Source organism: Streptomyces sp. NPDC026659 (genome assembly GCF_040638245.1).
Classification (GTDB): Bacteria; Actinomycetota; Actinomycetes; order Streptomycetales; family Streptomycetaceae; genus Streptomyces.
Genome location: NZ_JBEZXY010000001.1, coordinates 818,353 through 837,909, shown reverse-complemented (window position 1 = coordinate 837,909; position 19,557 = coordinate 818,353). Strand labels below are relative to the sequence as shown.

The 19,557-nt window shown below is 71.9% G+C and carries 13 protein-coding genes; 5 read left to right on the top strand and 8 right to left on the bottom strand.

The genetic code is table 11. The annotated features are described in order from the left end of the window. Nucleotides 1-5: 5 nt before the first annotated feature. The 3 genes from AB0E91_RS03630 (at nucleotide 6) to AB0E91_RS03620 (ending at nucleotide 6,487) form a co-directional block, all read left to right on the top strand. The gene (locus AB0E91_RS03630; RefSeq protein WP_361774538.1) at nucleotides 6-2,876 is read left to right on the top strand and encodes a stealth conserved region 3 domain-containing protein; all 2,871 of its coding nucleotides are present in this window, start codon (nucleotides 6-8) and stop codon (nucleotides 2,874-2,876) included. 35 nt (nucleotides 2,877-2,911) lie between these two features. Beyond that, nucleotides 2,912-4,882 (top strand): PIG-L family deacetylase, encoded by a 1,971-nt coding sequence (locus AB0E91_RS03625; RefSeq protein WP_361774535.1) that lies wholly within the window; start codon nucleotides 2,912-2,914, stop codon nucleotides 4,880-4,882. 216 nt (nucleotides 4,883-5,098) lie between these two features. Then, the gene (locus tag AB0E91_RS03620) at nucleotides 5,099-6,487 is read left to right on the top strand and encodes a GDSL-type esterase/lipase family protein (RefSeq protein WP_361774532.1); all 1,389 of its coding nucleotides are present in this window, start codon (nucleotides 5,099-5,101) and stop codon (nucleotides 6,485-6,487) included. A gap of 63 nt (nucleotides 6,488-6,550) precedes the next feature. Here AB0E91_RS03620 and AB0E91_RS03615 read toward each other — a convergent pair whose 3' ends face one another. The 5 genes from AB0E91_RS03615 to AB0E91_RS03595 form a co-directional block, all read right to left on the bottom strand. Beyond that, entirely contained in the window at nucleotides 6,551-8,680 is a 2,130-nt protein-coding gene (locus AB0E91_RS03615) for a 3-hydroxyacyl-CoA dehydrogenase NAD-binding domain-containing protein (protein WP_361774529.1), read from the bottom strand. Continuing rightward, nucleotides 8,677-9,894, bottom strand: coding sequence for an acetyl-CoA C-acyltransferase (locus AB0E91_RS03610; RefSeq protein WP_361774526.1), 1,218 nt, complete (start codon nucleotides 9,892-9,894; stop codon nucleotides 8,677-8,679). Before AB0E91_RS03610 ends, AB0E91_RS03615 begins: the two co-directional genes overlap by 4 nt. Nucleotides 9,895-10,189: 295 nt before the next feature. Continuing rightward, nucleotides 10,190-11,497, bottom strand: coding sequence for a ribonuclease D (locus AB0E91_RS03605; protein ID WP_361774523.1), 1,308 nt, complete (start codon nucleotides 11,495-11,497; stop codon nucleotides 10,190-10,192). 226 nt (nucleotides 11,498-11,723) lie between these two features. After that, nucleotides 11,724-12,386 (bottom strand): response regulator transcription factor, encoded by a 663-nt coding sequence (locus tag AB0E91_RS03600; protein ID WP_129305965.1) that lies wholly within the window; start codon nucleotides 12,384-12,386, stop codon nucleotides 11,724-11,726. A 341-nt stretch (nucleotides 12,387-12,727) separates the two neighbouring features. Further along, complete coding sequence (locus AB0E91_RS03595; protein ID WP_361774520.1) at nucleotides 12,728-13,405, bottom strand: DUF3000 domain-containing protein; 678 nt, start codon at nucleotides 13,403-13,405, stop codon at nucleotides 12,728-12,730. Nucleotides 13,406-13,512: 107 nt separating this feature from the next. On the opposite strand from AB0E91_RS03595, the gene hemE reads away from it, so the two are divergent. Beyond that, entirely contained in the window at nucleotides 13,513-14,580 is a 1,068-nt protein-coding gene (gene hemE / locus AB0E91_RS03590; protein WP_161181317.1) for a uroporphyrinogen decarboxylase, read from the top strand. A gap of 20 nt (nucleotides 14,581-14,600) precedes the next feature. Here the strand turns inward: hemE and AB0E91_RS03585 are convergent, their stop codons facing one another. The 3 genes from AB0E91_RS03585 to AB0E91_RS03575 all read right to left on the bottom strand — a co-directional run bounded on the left by AB0E91_RS03585 (nucleotide 14,601) and on the right by AB0E91_RS03575 (nucleotide 17,895). Next, the gene (locus AB0E91_RS03585; protein WP_361774517.1) at nucleotides 14,601-15,428 is read right to left on the bottom strand and encodes a rhomboid family intramembrane serine protease; all 828 of its coding nucleotides are present in this window, start codon (nucleotides 15,426-15,428) and stop codon (nucleotides 14,601-14,603) included. A gap of 63 nt (nucleotides 15,429-15,491) precedes the next feature. Further along, nucleotides 15,492-16,892: an FAD-dependent oxidoreductase gene (locus AB0E91_RS03580; RefSeq protein WP_361774514.1), complete on the bottom strand. Its 1,401-nt coding sequence runs from the start codon at nucleotides 16,890-16,892 to the stop codon at nucleotides 15,492-15,494. Nucleotides 16,893-16,929: 37 nt separating this feature from the next. Then, nucleotides 16,930-17,895 (bottom strand): DUF4349 domain-containing protein, encoded by a 966-nt coding sequence (locus AB0E91_RS03575; protein WP_361774511.1) that lies wholly within the window; start codon nucleotides 17,893-17,895, stop codon nucleotides 16,930-16,932. 214 nt (nucleotides 17,896-18,109) lie between these two features. Between AB0E91_RS03575 and hemG the strand changes: the two genes are divergently transcribed. Beyond that, nucleotides 18,110-19,555, top strand: a complete 1,446-nt coding sequence (gene hemG, locus AB0E91_RS03570) for a protoporphyrinogen oxidase (RefSeq protein ID WP_361774508.1) — start codon at nucleotides 18,110-18,112, stop codon at nucleotides 19,553-19,555. The last annotated feature ends 2 nt before the right edge of the window (nucleotides 19,556-19,557 follow it).

The following is a 19,557-nucleotide window of genomic DNA, read 5'->3' as shown; positions in this document are numbered from 1 at the left end:
GACAGATGAAGATCACGTTCCTGCTGACCACGGCCGACGCCGTCGGTGGTACCGAACGCGCGGTGTTCAACCAGGCGTCCGAGCTCGCGGCGCGCCACGACGTGCGCGTGCTCAGCGTCTTCAAGAGCAGACCCGAGCAGTTCTTCACCCCGGACACCCGGGTCCGCGTCGACTACCTGGTCGACCTGACCTCCACGCCTCCCCGGCCGCTTCGCGACACCCCGGTCGAGGACTCGGTGTGGGCCGGGCTCGCGGCCCAGCCGAGCCAGGTGGTCGAGCGTCCCTGGGAGCCGGTGTTCAGCCGGCTGTCGGACCTCGAACTGGGCCTGGCCCTCCAGGACACCGACACCGACATCCTCATCAGCACCACTCCCGCGCTGATGGCGCTGGCTGTCCGCTACGCCCCCGCGCACGTCGTCACCGTCCACCAGGAACACCGGGTCTCGGAGCTGCGCGGTCCCACCGGGGAGCCCCTGCGCCGTTACGCGGCCCAGCTCGACGCCCTGGCCGTGCTCAGCGAACGCACCCTCGAATGGTTCGCCGAGACCCTGGGCGACGCCGCGCCGCGCCTGGAGGTCGTACCCAACGCCCTGCCCAGTGGCTTCCGGCCGCGCTCGACGCTGCGCACCCGCACCGTGGTGATCGCCGGCCGGCTGGTCGCGGAGAAGCAGATCGACCATGCCATCACGGCCTGGGCGACGGTCGCCCGGCACCATCCCGACTGGCAGCTCAGGATCTTCGGCGACGGACCGCTCAGCGGTGCCCTGCGCCGCCAGATCGACATGCTCGGACTGCACGACTGCGTCCAGCTGAACAGCAACTCCCGCCATCTCGCGGAGGAGTGGGCCAAGGCCAGCATCGCCACCCTGACCTCGCGCAGCGAGGCGTTCGGCCTGGTGCTCGCCGAGGCGCACGCCGCCGGTGTGCCGGTCGTTTCCTACGACTCGCCCAACGGCCCGCGCGAGGTCGTGATCGAGGGGCAGACCGGCCTCCTCGTCCCGCCCGGCGACACCGACGCCCTCGCCTCCGCCCTGATGCTGCTCATCGAGGACACCGAACTGCGGCTGCGCATGGGCGCCGCGGCCCTGGCCTCGGTGGACCGCTTCGCGCCCGCCACGGTCACCGCCCAGTGGGAGCGCATTTTCCACGAGCTCGTCGCCGAACGGGACAGTGGCCGGCGTGCCGCCGTCAAGGCCGAACGCCAGGCCGTGCACGCTCACCGCAGCGGTCCCGACGGAATCCTGCCGTCCGCGGCCCCGACCCCCGCCACGATGGTGCGTTCGACCGAGCAACAGGCCGCAGAGGAGCGGCTGCTGAAGCGGGACGACCTCGTCAAGGACGGCGGGCAGGTCTGCCGACTGCTGGACTGGGAGTCGCCCTGGGACGTCGTCCAGCACAATCTCGCCCTGGCGGTGAACGCCCTCGAAGCCGCCGACATCCCCCACCTCGTCGTACGCGACCAGATGATCCGGCACACCGTCGCCGTGCACGCCGGGTACCGGGAGACCGTGTTCAAGGCGCTGGCGAGCACTCATGCCGGGGAGGCCGTGTACGCCGCCGTCCTCAACGAGGGGCAGAAGACGACCGCCACCGTCCTCGCCGGACTGGTCGCCCCGTACGCGTCACCGGCCGTCTCCGGTGTCCGCGTCCACCAGAACCTGGTCTCTCCGTCGCGCACGCTGCGCCTCGGCGCCGTGTACGGCTGCACCATCTCGTTCTGGGAGACCGACCCCGAGGACCCGACGTGGCTGCGGAGCCCCACCCGGACGCTCATCGGCGACCGGGTGCCGGGAAAGGCCCTGCGCCGCAGAGCGCTTCCCCTCGCGGGCCGCGCCTACCCGAGCATCGAGCCGTTCACCCGGACGCTGCACGGAGACATCACGTTCCCCATCGACGCCGTCTACACCTGGGTGAACGGGGGCGACGTGGACTGGCTGGAGCGCAAGAGCGCCGTCCTCGCGGCGCTCGGCCTGGACACGGAGGACTCGGCGACGAGCGCCGCCCGGTTCCGGGACCGTGACGAACTGCGCTACTCCCTGCGGTCCATCGACATGTACGCCCCCTGGATCCGCAACATCTACATCGTCACCGACCGGCAGGTTCCCCACTGGCTCGACGTCGACCACCCGCGGGTCCGCGTCGTGGACCACACGGAGATCTTCGGCGACCGGGGCACGCTGCCGACCTACAACTCCCATGCCATCGAGAGCCAGTTGCACCACATCGAGGGGCTGGCCGAGCACGTCCTGTACTTCAACGACGACATGTTCATCGGGCGCACCGTGCGACCCGACCTGTTCTTCCTCGGCAACGGCCAGGCCAAGCACTTCATGTCGCCGACCTCCATACCGATGGCTCCGGTCTCGGAGGAGGACGAGTTCAACATCGCGGGTGCCAAGAACAACAGGGAGCTGATCGAGCGGGACTTCGGCCAGACCCTGGTCAACGGCTTCCTGCACGCGCCGTACCCGCTGCGGCGCAGTGTTCTCGAGGACATCGCGGAGCGCTACCACGAGGAGTCGGCGGCGACCGCCACCCACCAGTTGCGCAGTCACGACGACATCTCGATCCCCTCGTCGCTGCATCACTACTACGCGTACCACACCCTGCGCAGCACGCCCGGCAGCATCTCCTGCGGCTTCGTCAACGTCGGTCTGACCGAGCACAAGCCCCGGCTCAGCCGCCTCCTCGCGGTGCGGCCGCACGACGTGTTCTGCCTGAACGACTACCACGACGGCGACATCACCGCGGACGAACAGGACGCGATCCTCGCCGCGTTCCTGCCCAGCTACTTCCCGGTGCCGAGCCAGTTCGAGACCGGATCGACGCGCAACGAGCGCGCCCGGCTCGGCTATCTGCCCGGCTGGCCGATGTGAACACCCCGAGTCCCGTCACCGGGAGGAGCAACAACGTGAACACCCCCGCGTCGACGCTGCAGGTCATGGCGCATCCGGACGACGACCTGTTCTTCGTGAACCCCGCCATCCTCCAGGGGCTGAAGAGCGGCACCCGCACCACGACCGTCTACCTCACGAGCGGGGACTCCGACGGACGCAACCCCCGGCCCTGGCAGTCGGGTCCGGTGGCCGAGGACCGGGCGGCCTACGGCAAGGCCCGGCAGAACGGCATCAAGGCCGCCTACGCGGCGATGACGCTGGGCGACCGCACCGCGCCGTGGAAGGCCATGACCATGACCACGGCGGAGGGCCCGGTGGCGGAGGTCTTCTCGCTGACCGGCGCCCCCTGGGTGACCCTGATCTTCCTCAACATCCGGCAGCACGGAACCCCGGAGGGCCTCCCGAGGAGCCTGCACGTGCTGTGGCGCGAGGAGACCGAGCGGGTTCCCACGCTGGTGCTCAGCGAGGGGCTGGTCCAGGAAAAGCACTGGTACACCCGGACCGGCCTGGTCCAGACCCTCGTCCAGATCATGGACATCGTCCGTCCCACCGTGATCCGCAGCCTGGACCCGGACCCCGACCGCCTCGTGCACAACGAGCGGTTCCCGCAGCGCCACGACTACCGCGATCTGTCCGACCACTGCGACCACACCGCGGCCGCCCTCTTCACCTGGCTCGCCCTGGACCGCTACCAGGGGCCCGCCGAGGGGCGGACGTTCACGGTGGAGGCCTTCCGCGGGTACTACAACGAGCGCTGGCCGCACAATCTCGGCGTCCGGGCCGTCGCCCAGAAGGAGCTGTTCCTCAATCTCTACGCGGCGGCCGACGGCTACGACTGCGGTGACCCGGCGGGCAGCGGGGACTACTCCGTCGGGCTGGCCTCCCGGATGACCGGGTGGGTGCAGAGCACGAACCCGCGGTATCCCGGCGGCAGCAACTGGCTGCGGGCCGACCCGTCCGGGCGGCTCACCGCCTTCGCCGTGGTCAACCAGCAGGCCGCGGTCTGGCTGGAGACGCAGCCCGGCACCGGCCAGTGGCGGGGTCCCTTCCTCCTCGGCGGCGGACCGCTCGCCCCCGGCCTCGCGGTCTGCCTCACGCCCGACGGGCGCTGGCAGATCTTCGCCGAGCGGCTGTCCCGCCTGGCGGCGGACGACGCGCACACGCGGGAGATCGTGCTGCTCGAACAGACCGAGCCCGGTGGCGGGTTCGGCACCTGGACCAGCCTCGGCAACCCCTCCGCCGGGGCACCGCACCGCGACCGGCACCTCGGTACGCCCGTCGCGGTCCGGGACGGCGCGGGCAGGGTGCACCTCTTCGTGCGCAACGCCGGCCAGGGACTGATGACCCGCGTCGGCATGCCCGACGGCACCTGGAGCGGCTGGACCGACCTGCGGGGGCACGAGCTGCAGGAAGGACTCACGGCGGTCACCGCGGCGGGCGGCCAGGTCGATGTGTTCGGTGCCAGTCGCGAGGCCGTCTTCCGCTGGGGACACCGGTCCCTGAGCGAACCACTCGTCCGTGCCCCGCGCTTCCGGCTCGCGCCGTCCGCGGGTCCGGTGACGGCCGTGCTGCAGCCCAGCGGCCGGGTCATGACCGCCTACCGGGAGCCGGACACGGGGAACGTGCTCGTCGCCCAGGAGGACGCCCCCGGGGGCAACTGGGCGGAGCCCGCGAAGTCGGTGGGTGGCCGGGGCGGCTACGGCGCCGTGGCGCTCGCCGCGGGACCGTCCGAGCAGACGGGCACGCTCGTGGCGTGCCGCAGTGACCTCGGCGGCGTCGCCCACCGCTTCCTGCCCGGCGACCAGCCCTGGCGGGAACTGTCCACGGAGGCGCTGGGCGGCGCCTTCGTCGGCGCCCCTGCGGCCGCGTTCGACGCGCAGGGCCGAGCCGTGATCGCGGTGATCGGTGCCGACGCCCGTCTGGCCACCGCCCGCCAGACGGAACCCGGCGCCCCCGAGTTCGACGACTGGACGATCGTCGGCTGACCGGAACGCGTACGGGGCTGCCGCGCGAGGGCGCCGCGGCCCCGCGCCGGCCTCGCGCCGGGACCGGGTCGTCGGCCTCGGGGTGAGCGAGGTGCGTACGGCAGCGGCCCGACAGCCGGCGGAACGCGGGTGCGGAACGGCTCGGCGTTCGGCGGTGGCGCTGGGAGCCCCGACAGCGGCGGCTGCTGGAGACATCAGGAAGACATAGAGGAACACATGAGGAAGATCTGCATCATCGGAAACTCGGTCGCCGCCCCGCGGTCCGAGGAGGAGGCACCGCTCGCCGGCTGGGGGCAGTACCTCGGCGAGTTCCTCGGCGAGGGTTACGAGGTGCGCAACTACGCCCGGGACGCCATGACGCTGCGTGGCTACTTCACCGAGCGGCTGGCCGCGCTCCTCAGCCTCGTCGGCCCCGGAGACCTGGTACTCATCGCCTTCGGGAGCGTCGAGCAGCGCATCAACCAGCTCAACCGGCACCACGGGCCGCGCGAGTACATGGAGTACATGCGCCTGTACGTGGAGGCCATCCGGGGCGAGGGGGCCGTCCCGGTGCTGGTCACCGCGACGGCTCGCTGCGCCTTCGACGAGGCCGGCAACGTGGTGGACACCAACGACGCGTACCCCGAGCTCACCCGCAAGGCGGCGGCGGAGACGGGTGCCGTGCTGGTCGACATGAACGCCTTCACCGCGAATCTGCTCGCGCAACTGGGGCCCCGGCGCGCGCGTCGCATCTTCCGGTGGCTGGACCCGGGCGAGCACCCGAACCACCCCGACGGCATCATCGACTCCACCCACTTCAACGACATGGGAGCCCGTGAAGTGGCCCGGCGGCTGGCCGAGTGCCTCGCCCACACTCCCGGACTGCCCCAGGGCATGATCGATCCGCAGCGGCTGGAACCGGGCATGGTCCCCCCGGTGCTCACCGAGTTCACCGTGAACCGGCCCGAGCTGGCCCTCACCATCGCGCCGAGCCTCCCCGCCGCGCCCGTCTTCGACTCGCCCGCGTCCGGACAGATCGTCGGCGCCTCCCGCAAGCTGACCGGCAAGGCACCGGCCGGGACCGGCTACGTCCTCTTCTACGAAGCGGGCCGCTATCTCGGGGGGACGGCCGTCTCCGCCTCGGGCACCTGGCAGTGGCGCCGAGTCGTCAACTGGCCCGCGGGGCCGCACACGGTCGAGGTGCTCGGAGTCTCGGGCAACGAGGTCTCCACGACCTCCACGGTGGACTTCGAGGTTCTCGACCGCCTGGACGCTCCGCAGGTCGTGGAGCCGCGGCCGGACGCCTGGTGCGGTCCGCGCCCCCGCTTCTCCGGTACCGCGTCGCGCGGCGTGCACAAGGTGATGGTCCTCGAACAGGGCCGGCTCATCGCCGAGGCCCCCGTCCAGGAGGACGGAACCTGGCGTGTCACCCACGCCCACGACTGGCGGCCGGGCACGTACGCGGTCGAGTTCGTGTCGGTGTTCAGCGCCATCCACTCCGCCCCCACCCCGCTGACCCTGCGCGTGCACGGCATCCCCGAGGACAGCTGGCTGCACTCGTCACTGTCCTCGCGTGAACCCTGCTCCGGTACCTGCGAGCACTACCCGGCGATGCCCGTCTGGTGAACCGCAGCACGGAAGAGGGCCCCCGCCGAGGCGGAGGCCCTCTTCACGTGTGCCGTACGGCCGTTACGCCGGAACCGACGCCGTGCCCGGCTCCAGGAACCGCTTGCCGTTCACCCGCTCGGAGACGCCCTCACGGTCCAGGTACGGCGTGATGCCGCCCAGGTGGAAGGGCCAGCCGGCGCCGGTGATCAGGCAGAGGTCGATGTCCTGGGCCTCGGCGACGACGCCCTCGGCCAGCATGAGGCCGATCTCCTCGGCCACCGCGTCCAGGACGCGGGCGCGGACCTGCTCCTCGGTCAGGACGGTGTCGCCCTGCTTGAGCAGCGCGGCGACCTCGGGGTCCAGCTCCGGCTTGCCGGAGTCGTAGACGTAGAAGCCGCGCTTGCCCGCCTCGACGACCGCCTTGAGGTTCGGGGAGACGGTGAAGCGCTCGGGGTAGGCCCGGTTGAGGGTCTCCGAGACGTGCAGACCGATCGCCGGACCGACCAGCTCCAGGAGCACCAGCGGGGACATCGGCAGGCCGAGCGGCTCGACGGCCTTCTCCGCGACCTCGACCGGGGTGCCCTCGTCGATGACGTTCTGGATCTCGCCCATGAAGCGGGTCAGGATGCGGTTGACGACGAACGCCGGGGCGTCCTTCACCAGCACCGCGGTCTTCTTCAGCTTCTTGGCCACCGCGAACGCGGTCGCCAGCGAGGCGTCGTCCGTCTGCTCGCCGCGCACGATCTCCAGGAGCGGCAGGATCGCGACCGGGTTGAAGAAGTGGAAGCCGACGACCCGCTCGGGGTGCTTCAGCTTCGACGCCATCTCCGACACCGACAGCGAGGAGGTGTTCGTGGCGAGGATCGCGTGCGCCGGGGCGACCGCCTCGACCTCGGCGAACACCTTCTGCTTGACGCCCATCTCCTCGAAGACGGCTTCAATGATGAAGTCGGCGTCCGAGAAGCCCTCGGCCTTGTCCAGGACACCGGTGACCAGTGCCTTGAGGCGGTTGGCCTTGTCCTGGTGGATACGGCCCTTGCCGAGCAGCTTGTCGATCTCGGCGTGGACGTAGCCCACACCCTTGTCGACACGCTCCTGGTCGATGTCGGTCAGCACGACCGGCACCTCCAGGCGGCGCAGGAACAGCAGCGCGAGCTGGGAGGCCATCAGACCGGCGCCCACGACGCCGACCTTGGTGACCGGACGGGCCAGCGCCTTGTCCGGCGCGCCGGCCGGACGCTTGCCGCGCTTCTGCACCAGGTTGAACGAGTAGATGCCCGCGCGCAGTTCGCCGCCCATGATGAGGTCGGCGAGCGCCAGGTCCTCGGCGTCGAAGCCCTTGTCCAGGTCCCCGTCCTTGGCACCCTCGATGATGTCGAGAGCGCGGTAGGCGGCCGGGGCGGCGCCGTGCACCTTGGAGTCCGCGATGAAGCGGCCCTTGGCGACGGCCTGGTCCCACGCCTCGCCCCGGTCGATCTCCGGGCGCTCGACGGTGAGGTCGCCCTTGAGGACCTGGGCGGTCCAGATCAGCGACTGCTCCAGGAAGTCGGCACCCTCGAACAGCGCGTCCGCGATGCCGAGTTCGAAGACCTGCTTGCCCTTGAGCTGACGGTTCTGGTTGAGGCTGTTCTCGATGATGACCGAGACGGCCTTGTCGGCGCCGATCAGGTTCGGCAGCAGGGCGCAGCCGCCCCAGCCGGGGACCAGACCGAGGAAGACCTCGGGCAGCGAGAACGCCGGGACCGACTTGGAGACGGTCCGGTAGGTGCAGTGCAGACCGACCTCGACGCCGCCGCCCATGGCCGCGCCGTTGTAGTAGGCGAAGGTCGGTACGGCCAGGCCGGACAGGCGCTTGAAGACCGCGTGGCCGCCCTTGCCGATGGCGAGCGCGTCCTCGTGCGTCTTCAGCAGCTCGACGCCCTTGAGGTCGGCACCGACCGCGAAGATGAACGGCTTTCCGGTGATGCCGACGCCGACGATCTCACCGGCCGCGGCCTCCTTCTCGACCTGGTCGATGGCGGCGTTCAGGTTCGCCAGCGACGCCGGGCCGAAGGTGGTCGGCTTGGTGTGGTCGAAGCCGTTGTCCAGGGTGATGAGCGCGAAGCGCCCCGCCCCGAACGGCAGCTCGAAGTGGCGCACGTGCGCCGAGGTCACGACCTCGTCCGGGAACAGCTCGGCCGCACCCTTCAACAGTTCGGTGGTGGTGCTCACTTGTCCCCCTCGAAGTTCGGGTTCTCCCAGATGACCGTCGCGCCCATGCCGAAGCCGACGCACATCGTGGTCAGGCCGTAGCGGACGTCCGGGTTCTCCTCGAACTGGCGGGCCAGTTGCGTCATCAGACGGACGCCGGAGGAGGCCAGCGGGTGGCCGAAGGCGATGGCGCCGCCGTACTGGTTGACGCGCTCGTCGTCGTCCGCGATGCCGTAGTGGTCGAGGAAGGCCAGCACCTGGACGGCGAATGCCTCGTTGATCTCGAACAGGCCGATGTCGGAGATCGACAGACCCGCCTTGGCCAGCGCCTTCTCGGTCGCCGGGATCGGGCCGTAGCCCATGACCTCGGGCTCGACGCCCGCGAAGGCGTACGACACCAGGCGCATCCTGACCGGCAGGCCGTGCTCGCGGGCGAACTCCTCGCTCGCGATGATCGAGGCGGTGGCGCCGTCGTTCAGACCGGCCGCGTTGCCCGCGGTGACCCGGCCGTGCACGCGGAACGGCGTCTTCAGACCCGCCAGGTTCTCCAGGGTGGTGCCCGGGCGCATCGGCTCGTCGGCGGTGACCATGCCCCAACCGGTCTCGCCGGCCGCCGCGTTGGTGTTGCGGACCGAGATCGGCACCAGGTCCTGCTGGATCTTGCCGTTGGCGTACGCCTTGGCGGCCTTCTCCTGCGAGCGCACCGCGTACTCGTCGGCGCGCCGCTTGGTGATCTGCGGGTAGCGGTCGTGCAGGTTCTCGGCGGTCATGCCCATGAACAGGGCGGACTCGTCGACCAGCTTCTCGCTCACGAAACGGGGGTTCGGGTCCACGCCCTCGCCCATGGGGTGACGGCCCATGTGCTCGACGCCGCCCGCGATCGCCACGTCGTACGCGCCGAAGGCGACCGAGCCGGAGACCGAGGTCACGGCGGTCAGGGCGCCCGCGCACATGCGGTCGATGGAGTAGCCGGGGACCGACTGCGGCAGACCGGCGAGGATGCCCGCGGTCCGGCCCAGGGTCAGGCCCTGGTCGCCGATCTGGGTGGTCGCGGCGATGGCGACCTCGTCGATCTTCTGCGGGTCCAGACCGGGGTTGCGGCGCAGCAGCTCCCGGATCGCCTTGACGACCAGGTCGTCCGCGCGGGTCTCGTGGTAGATGCCCTTCGGGCCCGCCTTGCCGAACGGGGTACGGACGCCGTCGACGAAGACGACGTCCCTGACGGTACGAGGCACGATGGCTCTCCTCCAGGGTGCGGGACGCTGAGCGCTTGCTTAAGCCCATGCTACTTATGAGTAACGTAGCTGCACAGCCCAGCCCCGGCTAGCGGTGAACGTCACACTGGCGGGTCGGGTTGCCGGGGCACCCGGCGTTGATGGCCGTGCCCACCCGTTCCGCCCTGCGGAACGACTGCCCACGGCAGGGCGGTAAGGGGGCGGGGGTGGGTTTTTGTCTTTTAGGGGCGCGGGGAACTGCGCGAACGGCCACAGCCGGGCCGCACCCGCCCTACCCGCGCAACCGTTGCGGCGATTACGCGCCGTCGGAGGACAGCGCAGCGACCAGAACCGGCGTCACCTGCGCGATCTGCCACTCCCGCGCGCCGAATCCCCGAAGCACCGCCGAAACGGACTCCCCACTGACAACCACCGGAGGTTCCCAGCACAGGCGCCGCACCGTGTCCGGAGAGATCAAATTCTCCTGGGGCATGTCGACCTGCTCGGCCAGCGCGGTGACCCCCGCACGGGCGGCGGACAGGCGGGCCGCGGCGGCGGGGTCCTTGTCGGCCCACGCGCGCGGCGGCGGCGGACCCGTCATCTGCTGCCCCGGCTGGGGGAGTTCGGACTCGGCAAGCGCCTTCACCCGGTCGACGGCCGCCTGCCACTGCTCCAGCTGACGCCGTCCCATCCGGTGCCCGAACCCGTTCAGCGCGGCGAGCGCGTGGACGTTCGACGGCACCGCCAGCGCCGCCTCCACGATCGCCGCGTCGCTCAGCACCTTGCCCGGCGAAACGTCCCGCCGCTGGGCGATCCGGTCCCGGGTCTCCCACAGTTCGCGTACGACGCCGAGCTGGCGCCGCCTGCGTACCTTGTGCATCCCGGACGTACGCCGCCAGGGGTCCTTGCGCGGCTCGGCGGGCGGCGCGGCCGCGATCGCGGCGAACTCCTCCAGGGCCCACTCCAGCTTGCCCTGCCGGTCCAGCTCCTTCTCCAGGGCGTCCCGCAGGTCCACCAGGAGTTCCACGTCGAGGGCGGCGTAGCGCAGCCAGGGCTCGGGCAGCGGGCGGGTGGACCAGTCGACGGCCGAGTGGCCCTTCTCCAGGACGAAGCCGAGCACGTTCTCGACCATGGCGCCGAGGCCGACCCGGGGGAACCCGGCGAGCCGCCCGGCCAGCTCCGTGTCGAAGAGCCGGGTGGGCAGCATGCCTATCTCGCGCAGACAGGGCAGGTCCTGGGTGGCGGCGTGCAGCACCCACTCGACGCCGGAGAGCGCGTCGCCGAGGGAGGACAGGTCGGGGCAGCCGACCGGGTCGATCAGTGCGGTACCCGCGCCCTGGCGGCGCAGCTGCACCAGGTAGGCGCGCTGGCCGTAGCGGTAGCCGGAGGCGCGCTCGGCGTCGACGGCGACCGGTCCCGAACCGGCGGCGAACGCGGCGACGACCTCGGCGAGCCCGGCCGCGTCGGCGATCACGGCCGGGATGCCCTCGCGCGGCTCGAGGAGCGGGATCGGGGCCCCGGCCAGGGCGGACGCCCCCGTCGCAGAAGATCCGGCGTCGTCCGGAGGGGTGCCTCCGGTGATGCGCAGGGAACTGTCTGCTGCGGTGTCTTGGGCGTCGGTCACATGCCCAGGGTATCCGTATGGCCGCGCCGCTGGCCTGCGCGTTCGGCCGGGCGGCGTGCGGACCGGTCAAATCCGGCCGACCCGGCGCGCTTCCCGGACCCGCGCACGCGCCGGCGCCCGTCGGCGGAACGTTCCGCCGACGGGCGCCGGGAAGGGGAGGCTGGTGCGGCCGGTGACGTGCGAGGTCAGGGTGTGGGGGGAGGGTCGTACGGGGCAGGGGTGGGTGTCAGTGGATGATGCCGGTGCGCAGGGCCACCGCGACCATGCCGGCGCGGTCGCCCGTGCCGAGCTTGCGCGCGATGCGGGCCAGGTGGCTCTTCACGGTGAGGGCGGACAGGCCCATGGAGACGCCGATCGCCTTGTTCGACTGGCCCTCCGCGACGAGGCGCAGGACCTCTACCTCGCGGCCGGACAGTTCGCGGTAGCCACCCGGGTGGCTCGGGGCACCCGGGGGGCGGCGGTGCATACGGGCGGCGGCGGAACCGATGGGGGCGGCGCCCGGTCGGGTGGGGAGCCCGATGTTGGTGCGGGTGCCGGTGACGACGTAGCCCTTGACCCCACCGGCCAGGGCGTTGCGGACGGCGCCGATGTCGTCGGCGGCGGACAGGGCCAGCCCGTTGGGCCAGCCGGCGGCGCGGGTCTCGGACAGCAGGGTCAGTCCGGATCCGTCGGGCAGGTGGACGTCGGCGACGCAGATGTCGCGGGGGTTGCCGATGCGGGGACGAGCCTCCGCGACGGACGAGGCTTCGATGACATCGCGTACACCGAGGGCCCACAGATGGCGGGTGACGGTGGAACGCACGCGTGGATCGGCCACGACCACCATGGCGGTCGGCTTGTTCGGGCGGTAGGCGACCAGGCTTGCGGGCTGCTCGAGGAGAACGGACACCAGGCCTCCTGGGTGGGGGACGGGGCCGGCTGGTGGGGAGACAGCCGGGAGGAACCGTGCTTTCAAGGTCACAGTCGTCTTCGGCAGTAAACCCGTCCGCCTTTAGAGAATGATCACGATCTAGTGAGTAGCAATCCGTGCAATTCGGACACGTGGTCGATCATCCGAAGAGCGAATCGGTTCGGGGTGGTGCCATTCGAGTGCGGAAAGTGGCCGTATCGACAAAGAGATGGTCGGGGAAGTGATCACAAAGCAGCGCCCCGCCGTGGTGGCGGGGCGCTGATCTGATCGTGTGTTCGGTGGGCGGTGTCGTGCGTTGCGGTGCCGTGCCGTGCGGTGCGTCAGCGGGACTGCGGTCCCCGGCGCTGCGGCAGGGTCACCACCGAGGCGTCGCCCGGTCCCGCCGGGGGCAGTCCGCCGACCTGGGCCAGCAGATCGCACCAGGCGGCCAGGTGTGCGGCGGTGTCCGGCACTCCGCCGAGGCCCTCGCGCGGGGTCCAGGAGGCGCGGATCTCGATCTGCGAGGCGGCCGGGCGCTCGGAGAGGCCGCCGAAGTAGTGCGAACTCGCGCGGGTCACGGTGCCGCTCGGCTCGCCGTAGCCGAGCCCGCGCGCCTGGAGCGCGCCGGTCAGCCACGACCAGCACACCTCCGGCAGCAGCGGATCGGCCGCCATCTCGGCCTCCAGCTCCGCGCGCACCAGCGTCACCAGACGGAACGTCCCGTGCCAGGCGTCGTGCCCCGCCGGGTCGTGCAGCAGTACCAGCCGGCCGTCCGCCAGCTCCTGCTCGCCGTCGGCCACCACCGCCTCCAGCGCGTGCGCGAACGGCGCGAGCCGCTGTGGCGCGGGCGTCGGTTCCACCTCCACCTGCGGCCGCAGCCGCGCGGTGCGCAGCGCGTCGACCGCGCTCCGGAATGCCTGCGGTACCGCGATGCCCCCCGGGCCCTCCATCCGATCGGTGTCCTTCGCGTCGTCCTGTGCGCCGCCGCCGTCCGACGGTCGTCCCTGAGCCGCAGCCATGCGGGGAAGAGTAAGGGGAACCGGACCTTTCCGCAGGGCAAGACACCCATAGAGGGTCGCAGAGGGCTGGGGCACTTCCCCCGCCCGGGCCGTGCGAGACTTGCGGGGTGAGTGCCAACGCGATCCCCACCGGCGGGCAGCCCGCAGCGACGTACGACAGTGCCTTTCTCCGGGCGTGCCGGCGCGAGCCCGTGCCGCACACCCCCGTCTGGTTCATGCGGCAGGCGGGGCGCTCCCTGCCGGAGTACCGCAAGGTGCGCGAGGGCATTCCCATGCTGGAGTCCTGCATGCGGCCCGAGCTCGTCACCGAGATCACGCTCCAGCCGGTGCGCAGGCACGACGTGGACGCGGCGATCTTCTACAGCGACATCGTCGTCCCGCTCAAGGCCATCGGCATCGACCTCGACATCAAGCCCGGCGTCGGCCCGGTCGTCGCCGAGCCCGTGCGCACCCGCGCCGACCTCGCCCGGCTGCGCGACCTCACCCCCGACGACGTGCCGTACGTCACCGAGGCCATCGGCATGCTCACCGGCGAACTGGGCCGCACCCCGCTGATCGGCTTCGCGGGCGCCCCCTTCACCCTCGCGAGCTACCTGGTCGAGGGCGGCCCCTCGCGCACGTACGAGAACGCCAAGGCGATGATGTACGGCGACCCCGAGCTGTGGGCCGACCTGCTCGACCGCCTCGCGGAGATCACCTCCGCGTTCCTCAAGGTCCAGATCGAGGCCGGTGTCTCGGCGGTCCAGCTCTTCGACTCCTGGGCGGGCGCGCTGGCCCCCGCCGACTACCGCGCCTCGGTGCTGCCCGCCTCCGCGAAGGTCTTCGAGTCCGTCGCGGGCTACGGCGTCCCGCGCATCCACTTCGGCGTCGGCACCGGTGAGCTGCTGAAGCTCATGGGCGAGGCGGGTGCCGACGTGGTCGGCGTGGACTGGCGCGTCCCGCTGGACGAGGCCGTGCGCCGCGTCGGCCCCGGCAAGGCGCTCCAGGGCAACCTCGACCCGACCGTCCTGTTCGCCGGGCGGAAGGTCACCGAGACCAAGGCGCAGGAGGTGCTCGACGCGGCCGCCGGTCTGGAGGGCCACGTCTTCAACCTCGGCCACGGCGTCATGCCCAGCACCGACCCGGACGCGCTGAGCCACCTCGTGGACTACGTCCACCGGGCGAGCGCCCGCTGACCGCTCACCACGCCTGACGCTCACCATGCCTGACGGTGCCGTGCCCGCCTGCCGAACAGCAGGCGGCCCGGCTCCGGCGGGGGCGGGGTGCCCGCCTTGAGCGGCCAGGCCAGCAGCATTCCCGCCACGAAGCCGACGACGTGCGCCGCGTAGGCCACGGTCCCTGACCCGGCCTCCACGCCCTGCCCGGACGAGTACACGGCCTGGAGCCCGAACCAGAAGCCCAGCACCACCCAGGCGGGCAGCCGCAGCGGCAGGAAGACCAGGAACGGCACCAGCACCCACACCCTGGCCTTCGGATACAGCACCAGATACGCGCCCAGCACCCCCGCGATGGCCCCCGAGGCGCCGATCAGCGGGTCGGTGGAGGAGGCGTTGAGCAGCGCGAAGCCGTACCCGGCCGCGTAGCCGCACACCACGTAGAAGAGCAGATAGCGCACGTGGCCCATGCGGTCCTCGACGTTGTTGCCGAAGATCAGCAGGAACAGCATGTTCCCCAGCAGGTGCAGCCAGCCGCCGTGCAGGAACATCGACGTGAGGACCGACAGGGCCGGGGACTTGTCGTAGGAGGGCGTCCCCACCACGCACCCCGGGCCGTTCGGCCCCACGCCCGTCGCGCCCGTCGGCACCAGCGGCGGAAGCTGATGATGGATCAACTCCCTTGGTACGGCCGCGTAGTGGTCCATGAAGGCATGGAGATGGCAGAGCTGCGCCAGATGCGATTCCCCGGCCACGGCACCGACGGCGCCGGGCGTCAGCAGGAAGACGAGGACGTTGGCGGCGATGAGGGCGTACGTCACCACGGGGGTGCGGCGCACCGGATTGACGTCATGGACGGGTATGACCACACAGGACTACTGCCCGCGATCGCGCCCCCGAACCGGTGACGCCCGGGGCGCCCCCGCGCGGGATCAGCCCCGCCGGTCACGCACCCGCGCCACCGCCTTGCGCGCCGCCACCAGCACCGGGTCCCAGACCGGGGAGAACGGCGGGGCGTAGCCGAGGTCGAGGGCCGTCATCTGTTCCACCGTCATCCGCGCGGTCAGCGCCACCGCCGCGATGTCGACGCGTTTGCCCGCGCCCTCGCCGCCGACGATCTGGACGCCGAGCAGTCTGCCGGTGTCGCGTTCGGCGAGCATCTTGACCGTCATGGGGGCGGCGCCGGGGTAGTAACCCGCCCGGCTGGTCGACTCGATGACGACCGGCTCGTACCGCAGGCCGGCCCGGTCGGCGTCCTTCTCGCGCAGACCGGTGCGGGCGATCTCCAGGTCGCAGACCTTGCTGACCGCCGTGCCGACGACGCCCGGGAAGGTGGCGTAACCGCCGCCCACGTTCGTGCCGATGACCTGGCCGTGCTTGTTGGCGTGGGTGCCGAGCGGGACGTACTGCTCCTGGCCCGAGACGAGGTTCAGCACCTCGACGCAGTCGCCGCCCGCCCAGATGTCCTCGTGGCCGCGCACCCGCATCGCCAGGTCGGTGAGCAGACCGCCGCGCGCGCCGAGGGGGAGCCCGGCCGCACGCGCGAGCGTGGTCTCGGGGCGGACGCCGATGCCGAGGACGACGACGTCGGCGGGGTACTCCGCGTCCGAAGTGACCACCGCACGCACCCTGTTGGCGTCGTCGGTGCGTACCTCGGTGACCTCGGCGCCGCTGACCATGGTGATGCCGAGGCCCGTCATCGCCTTGCGCACCAGGCGCCCCATGTCGGGATCGAGCGTGGACATCGGCTCCTCGCCCCGGTCCACCACGGTCACCTCGAAGCCCCGCAGGATCAGCGCCTCCGCCATCTCCACGCCGATGTAGCCCGCCCCGACGACCACGGCACGCCGTCCGCGCGCGCGGGCCAGCGAGTCGATCAGGGCCTGCCCGTCGTCCAGGGTCTGTACGCCGTGCACCCCGTCGGCGTCGATGCCGGGCAGGTCCGGGCGGACCGGGCGGGCGCCGGTGGCGATGACGAGCTTGTCGTACGAGGTCCAGTACGTGTCGCCGGAGTCCAGGTCGTGCGCACGGACCCGGCGCCCCGGTACGTCGATCTCCGTGACCTCGGTGCGCAGCCTGAGGTCGATGTCGCGGGCGCGGTGCTCCTCGGCGGTGCGGGCGATCAGCCGGTTCCGCTCGGTGACCGTGCCGCCCACCCAGTACGGGATGCCGCACGCCGAGTAGGAGGTGAAGTGGCCGCGCTCGAAGGCCACGATCCGAAGTTCCTCCGGCGTTCGCAGCCGCCGCGCCTGCGACGCGGCCGACATCCCGGCCGCGTCACCGCCGATCACGACCAGCCGCTGTGCCCCGCCCCGCCTGTCACGCTCGCTCATGCGGACACGCTACGGGGCGGGGTCGGCGCACGCCCGGTCAGCTCCCCGAGTGCGGCTCACCGGACTCGGAGACGGGGCGGGAGGCGGGCAGGGAGCCCGCGGGGAGCGGCGCCACCCCGGCCTGACGCCTGCGCAGCCGGGGCCGTACGAGCCGCAGCCACACGAACGCGACGACACCGGCGAGCACGGCGAACGGCAGCACGGCGCCCACCACGACGGTGACCCAGCGCAGGGTCGCGAGGAAGGCGCTCCAGCCGTCGGAGAGGGCGTCGAAGAAGTCGGGTTCGTCGTCCTTCTCCTTGGCGGCCACGTGCACCGGCGTCGCGGTCAGCGACAGGGCGATGGTCGCGAGACTCGTACGGTCCTTCAGGGACGCCTGCTGCGCGAGCAGCGACTCCAGGGCGGCCTCGCGGCTGCTCAACTCGCCCTCCAGGGAGACGATGTCGCTCAGCGAGCCCGCCCGGTCCATCAGCTCCCGCACCCGGGCCACGCTCGCCCGCTGCGACTTGATCCGGCTCTCCACGTCCACCACCTGGTCGGTGACGTCCTCGGCCTTCGCGTTGCGCTCCAGCAGCTTGCCGGTGCCCTGGAGACCGGTCATCACCTCGTCGTACTTCGCGGTCGGCACGCGCAGCACGACCCGGGTGCGCTCGTTCCCGCGCTCGTCCCGGGTGGTGTCCTCGTCCCCGACGTACCCGCCCGCGTCCTCGGCGGTCGTGCGCGCCTCGTCCAGCGCCTTGGGCACGTCCTTGACCTGGACGGTCAGGGAAGCGGTACGGACGATCGAGCTCGGCGTGATCCGGGGCACGCTCCGCTCCCCGGACTTGGCGTCGGACGCGCCCGCGCCCGCCGCGCCGGTCTGCCGGGCCGGGCCGTCCGCCATGGACTTCTCGGAACCGGACGAGCCCCCTCCCGCCGCGCTGCAGCCGGAGAGCGCGAGCGAAGCGACGAGCAGGGCTCCGGCCAGGGCCCGGACGGACGAGGACGGACGTGGTGCACGCATGGGCTACCCCCGATGAGTACGGAACCGACATCCCTTGGACGCCGGGGCACTCCCGAACGTTGGACGATCCACATCCCGAAGCGGTCACGGTCCGGACACGTCAGGGGACCGACCCGGCTCAGGGCCGACAAGGGCCGACAAGGGCCGATGGGCGCCCGGGCGGGGAGGAGTGGCCCGGGGCCGGATGGGGGGCCGGTTTTGAGAGAGTGGGGGCATGAGCGGAACAGGTAAGGGCCAGGTCGTGGTCATCGGGGCCGGTGTCGCGGGGCTGGCCGCCGCGCACCGGCTGGTGGAGCGCGGGGCCCGGGTGACGGTGCTGGAGGCGGGCGAGCGGGTGGGCGGCAAGCTGCTGCCCGGGGAGATCGGCGGGGTCCGGATGGATCTCGGGGCCGAGTCGATGCTCGCCCGGCGGCCCGAGGCCGTGGAGCTGGCCCGGGCGGTGGGGCTCGGGGAACGGCTCGTCACGCCCGCCACCGCGAGCGCGTCCCTGTGGACCCGGAACAGTCTGCGCCCGATGCCCAAGGGACACGTCATGGGCGTGCCCGGCACCGCCGACGTGCTCGCCGGAATCCTTTCCGACGAGGGGCTGGCGCGGATCGGGCGGGACGCCGAACTGCCGCGCACCGACGTCGGGGACGACGTGGCCGTGGGCGAGTACGTGGCCGCACGTCTCGGCCGCGAGGTCGTCGACCGGATGATCGAGCCGCTGCTCGGCGGGGTGTACGCGGGCGACGCGTACCGACTGTCCATGCGGTCGGCCGTCCCGCAGCTCTACCAGGCCGCGCGCACCCACGACTCCCTCACCGAGGCCGTCCGTGCCCTCCAGGCCAGGGCCGCCGAGGCCCCGCAGTCCGGACCCGTGTTCGTCGGCATCGAGGGCGGCGTCGGCACCCTCCCGCTCGCCGTCGCGGACGCCGTACGGGCGGGCGGCGGCGAGATCCTGACCGGTACCCCGGCGCGCGAACTGCTCCGGGACGGCACCGGCTGGCGCGTGACCGCCGGGGACCGGGTGCTGCACGCCGACGCGGTGGTCGTCGCCGTACCCGCACCGGCCGCCGCCGCTCTGCTGGGCGCGGAGGCCCCGGGCGCGGCCGCCGAGCTGGCCGCCGTCGAGTACGCCTCCATGGCGCTGATCAGCCTCGCCTACCGCCGCGCGGACGTCGCCCTCCCCGAGGGCAGCGGTTTCCTCGTACCGCCCGTCGACGGCCACACCATCAAGGCCGCCACCTTCGCCTCCCAGAAGTGGGGCTGGATCGGGGAGCAGGACCCGGAACTGGTCGTGGTCCGCGCCTCGGTCGGCCGCCACCGCGAGACCGAGATCCTCGGCCGCGACGACACCGAGCTGACCAACGTCGCCCGGCGCGACCTGCGCGCCGCCACCGGAGTGGACGCCACGCCCGTCGACAGTCACGTCACCCGCTGGACCGACGGACTGCCCCAGTACCCCGTCGGCCACCACGCGCGCGTGGCCCGTATCCGCGAGCACGTCGCCAAGCTGCCCGGACTCGCCGTGTGCGGCGCGCAGTACGACGGTGTCGGCATCCCGGCGTGCATCGCGAGCGCGTACGCGGCCGTCGACCAGCTCGGCGGCGACCTCACCGGTGTGCGCGAGCTGACCGCCAACCCGGTGCAGAGCCTGCACGGCGGAGCGGGAGAATAGGG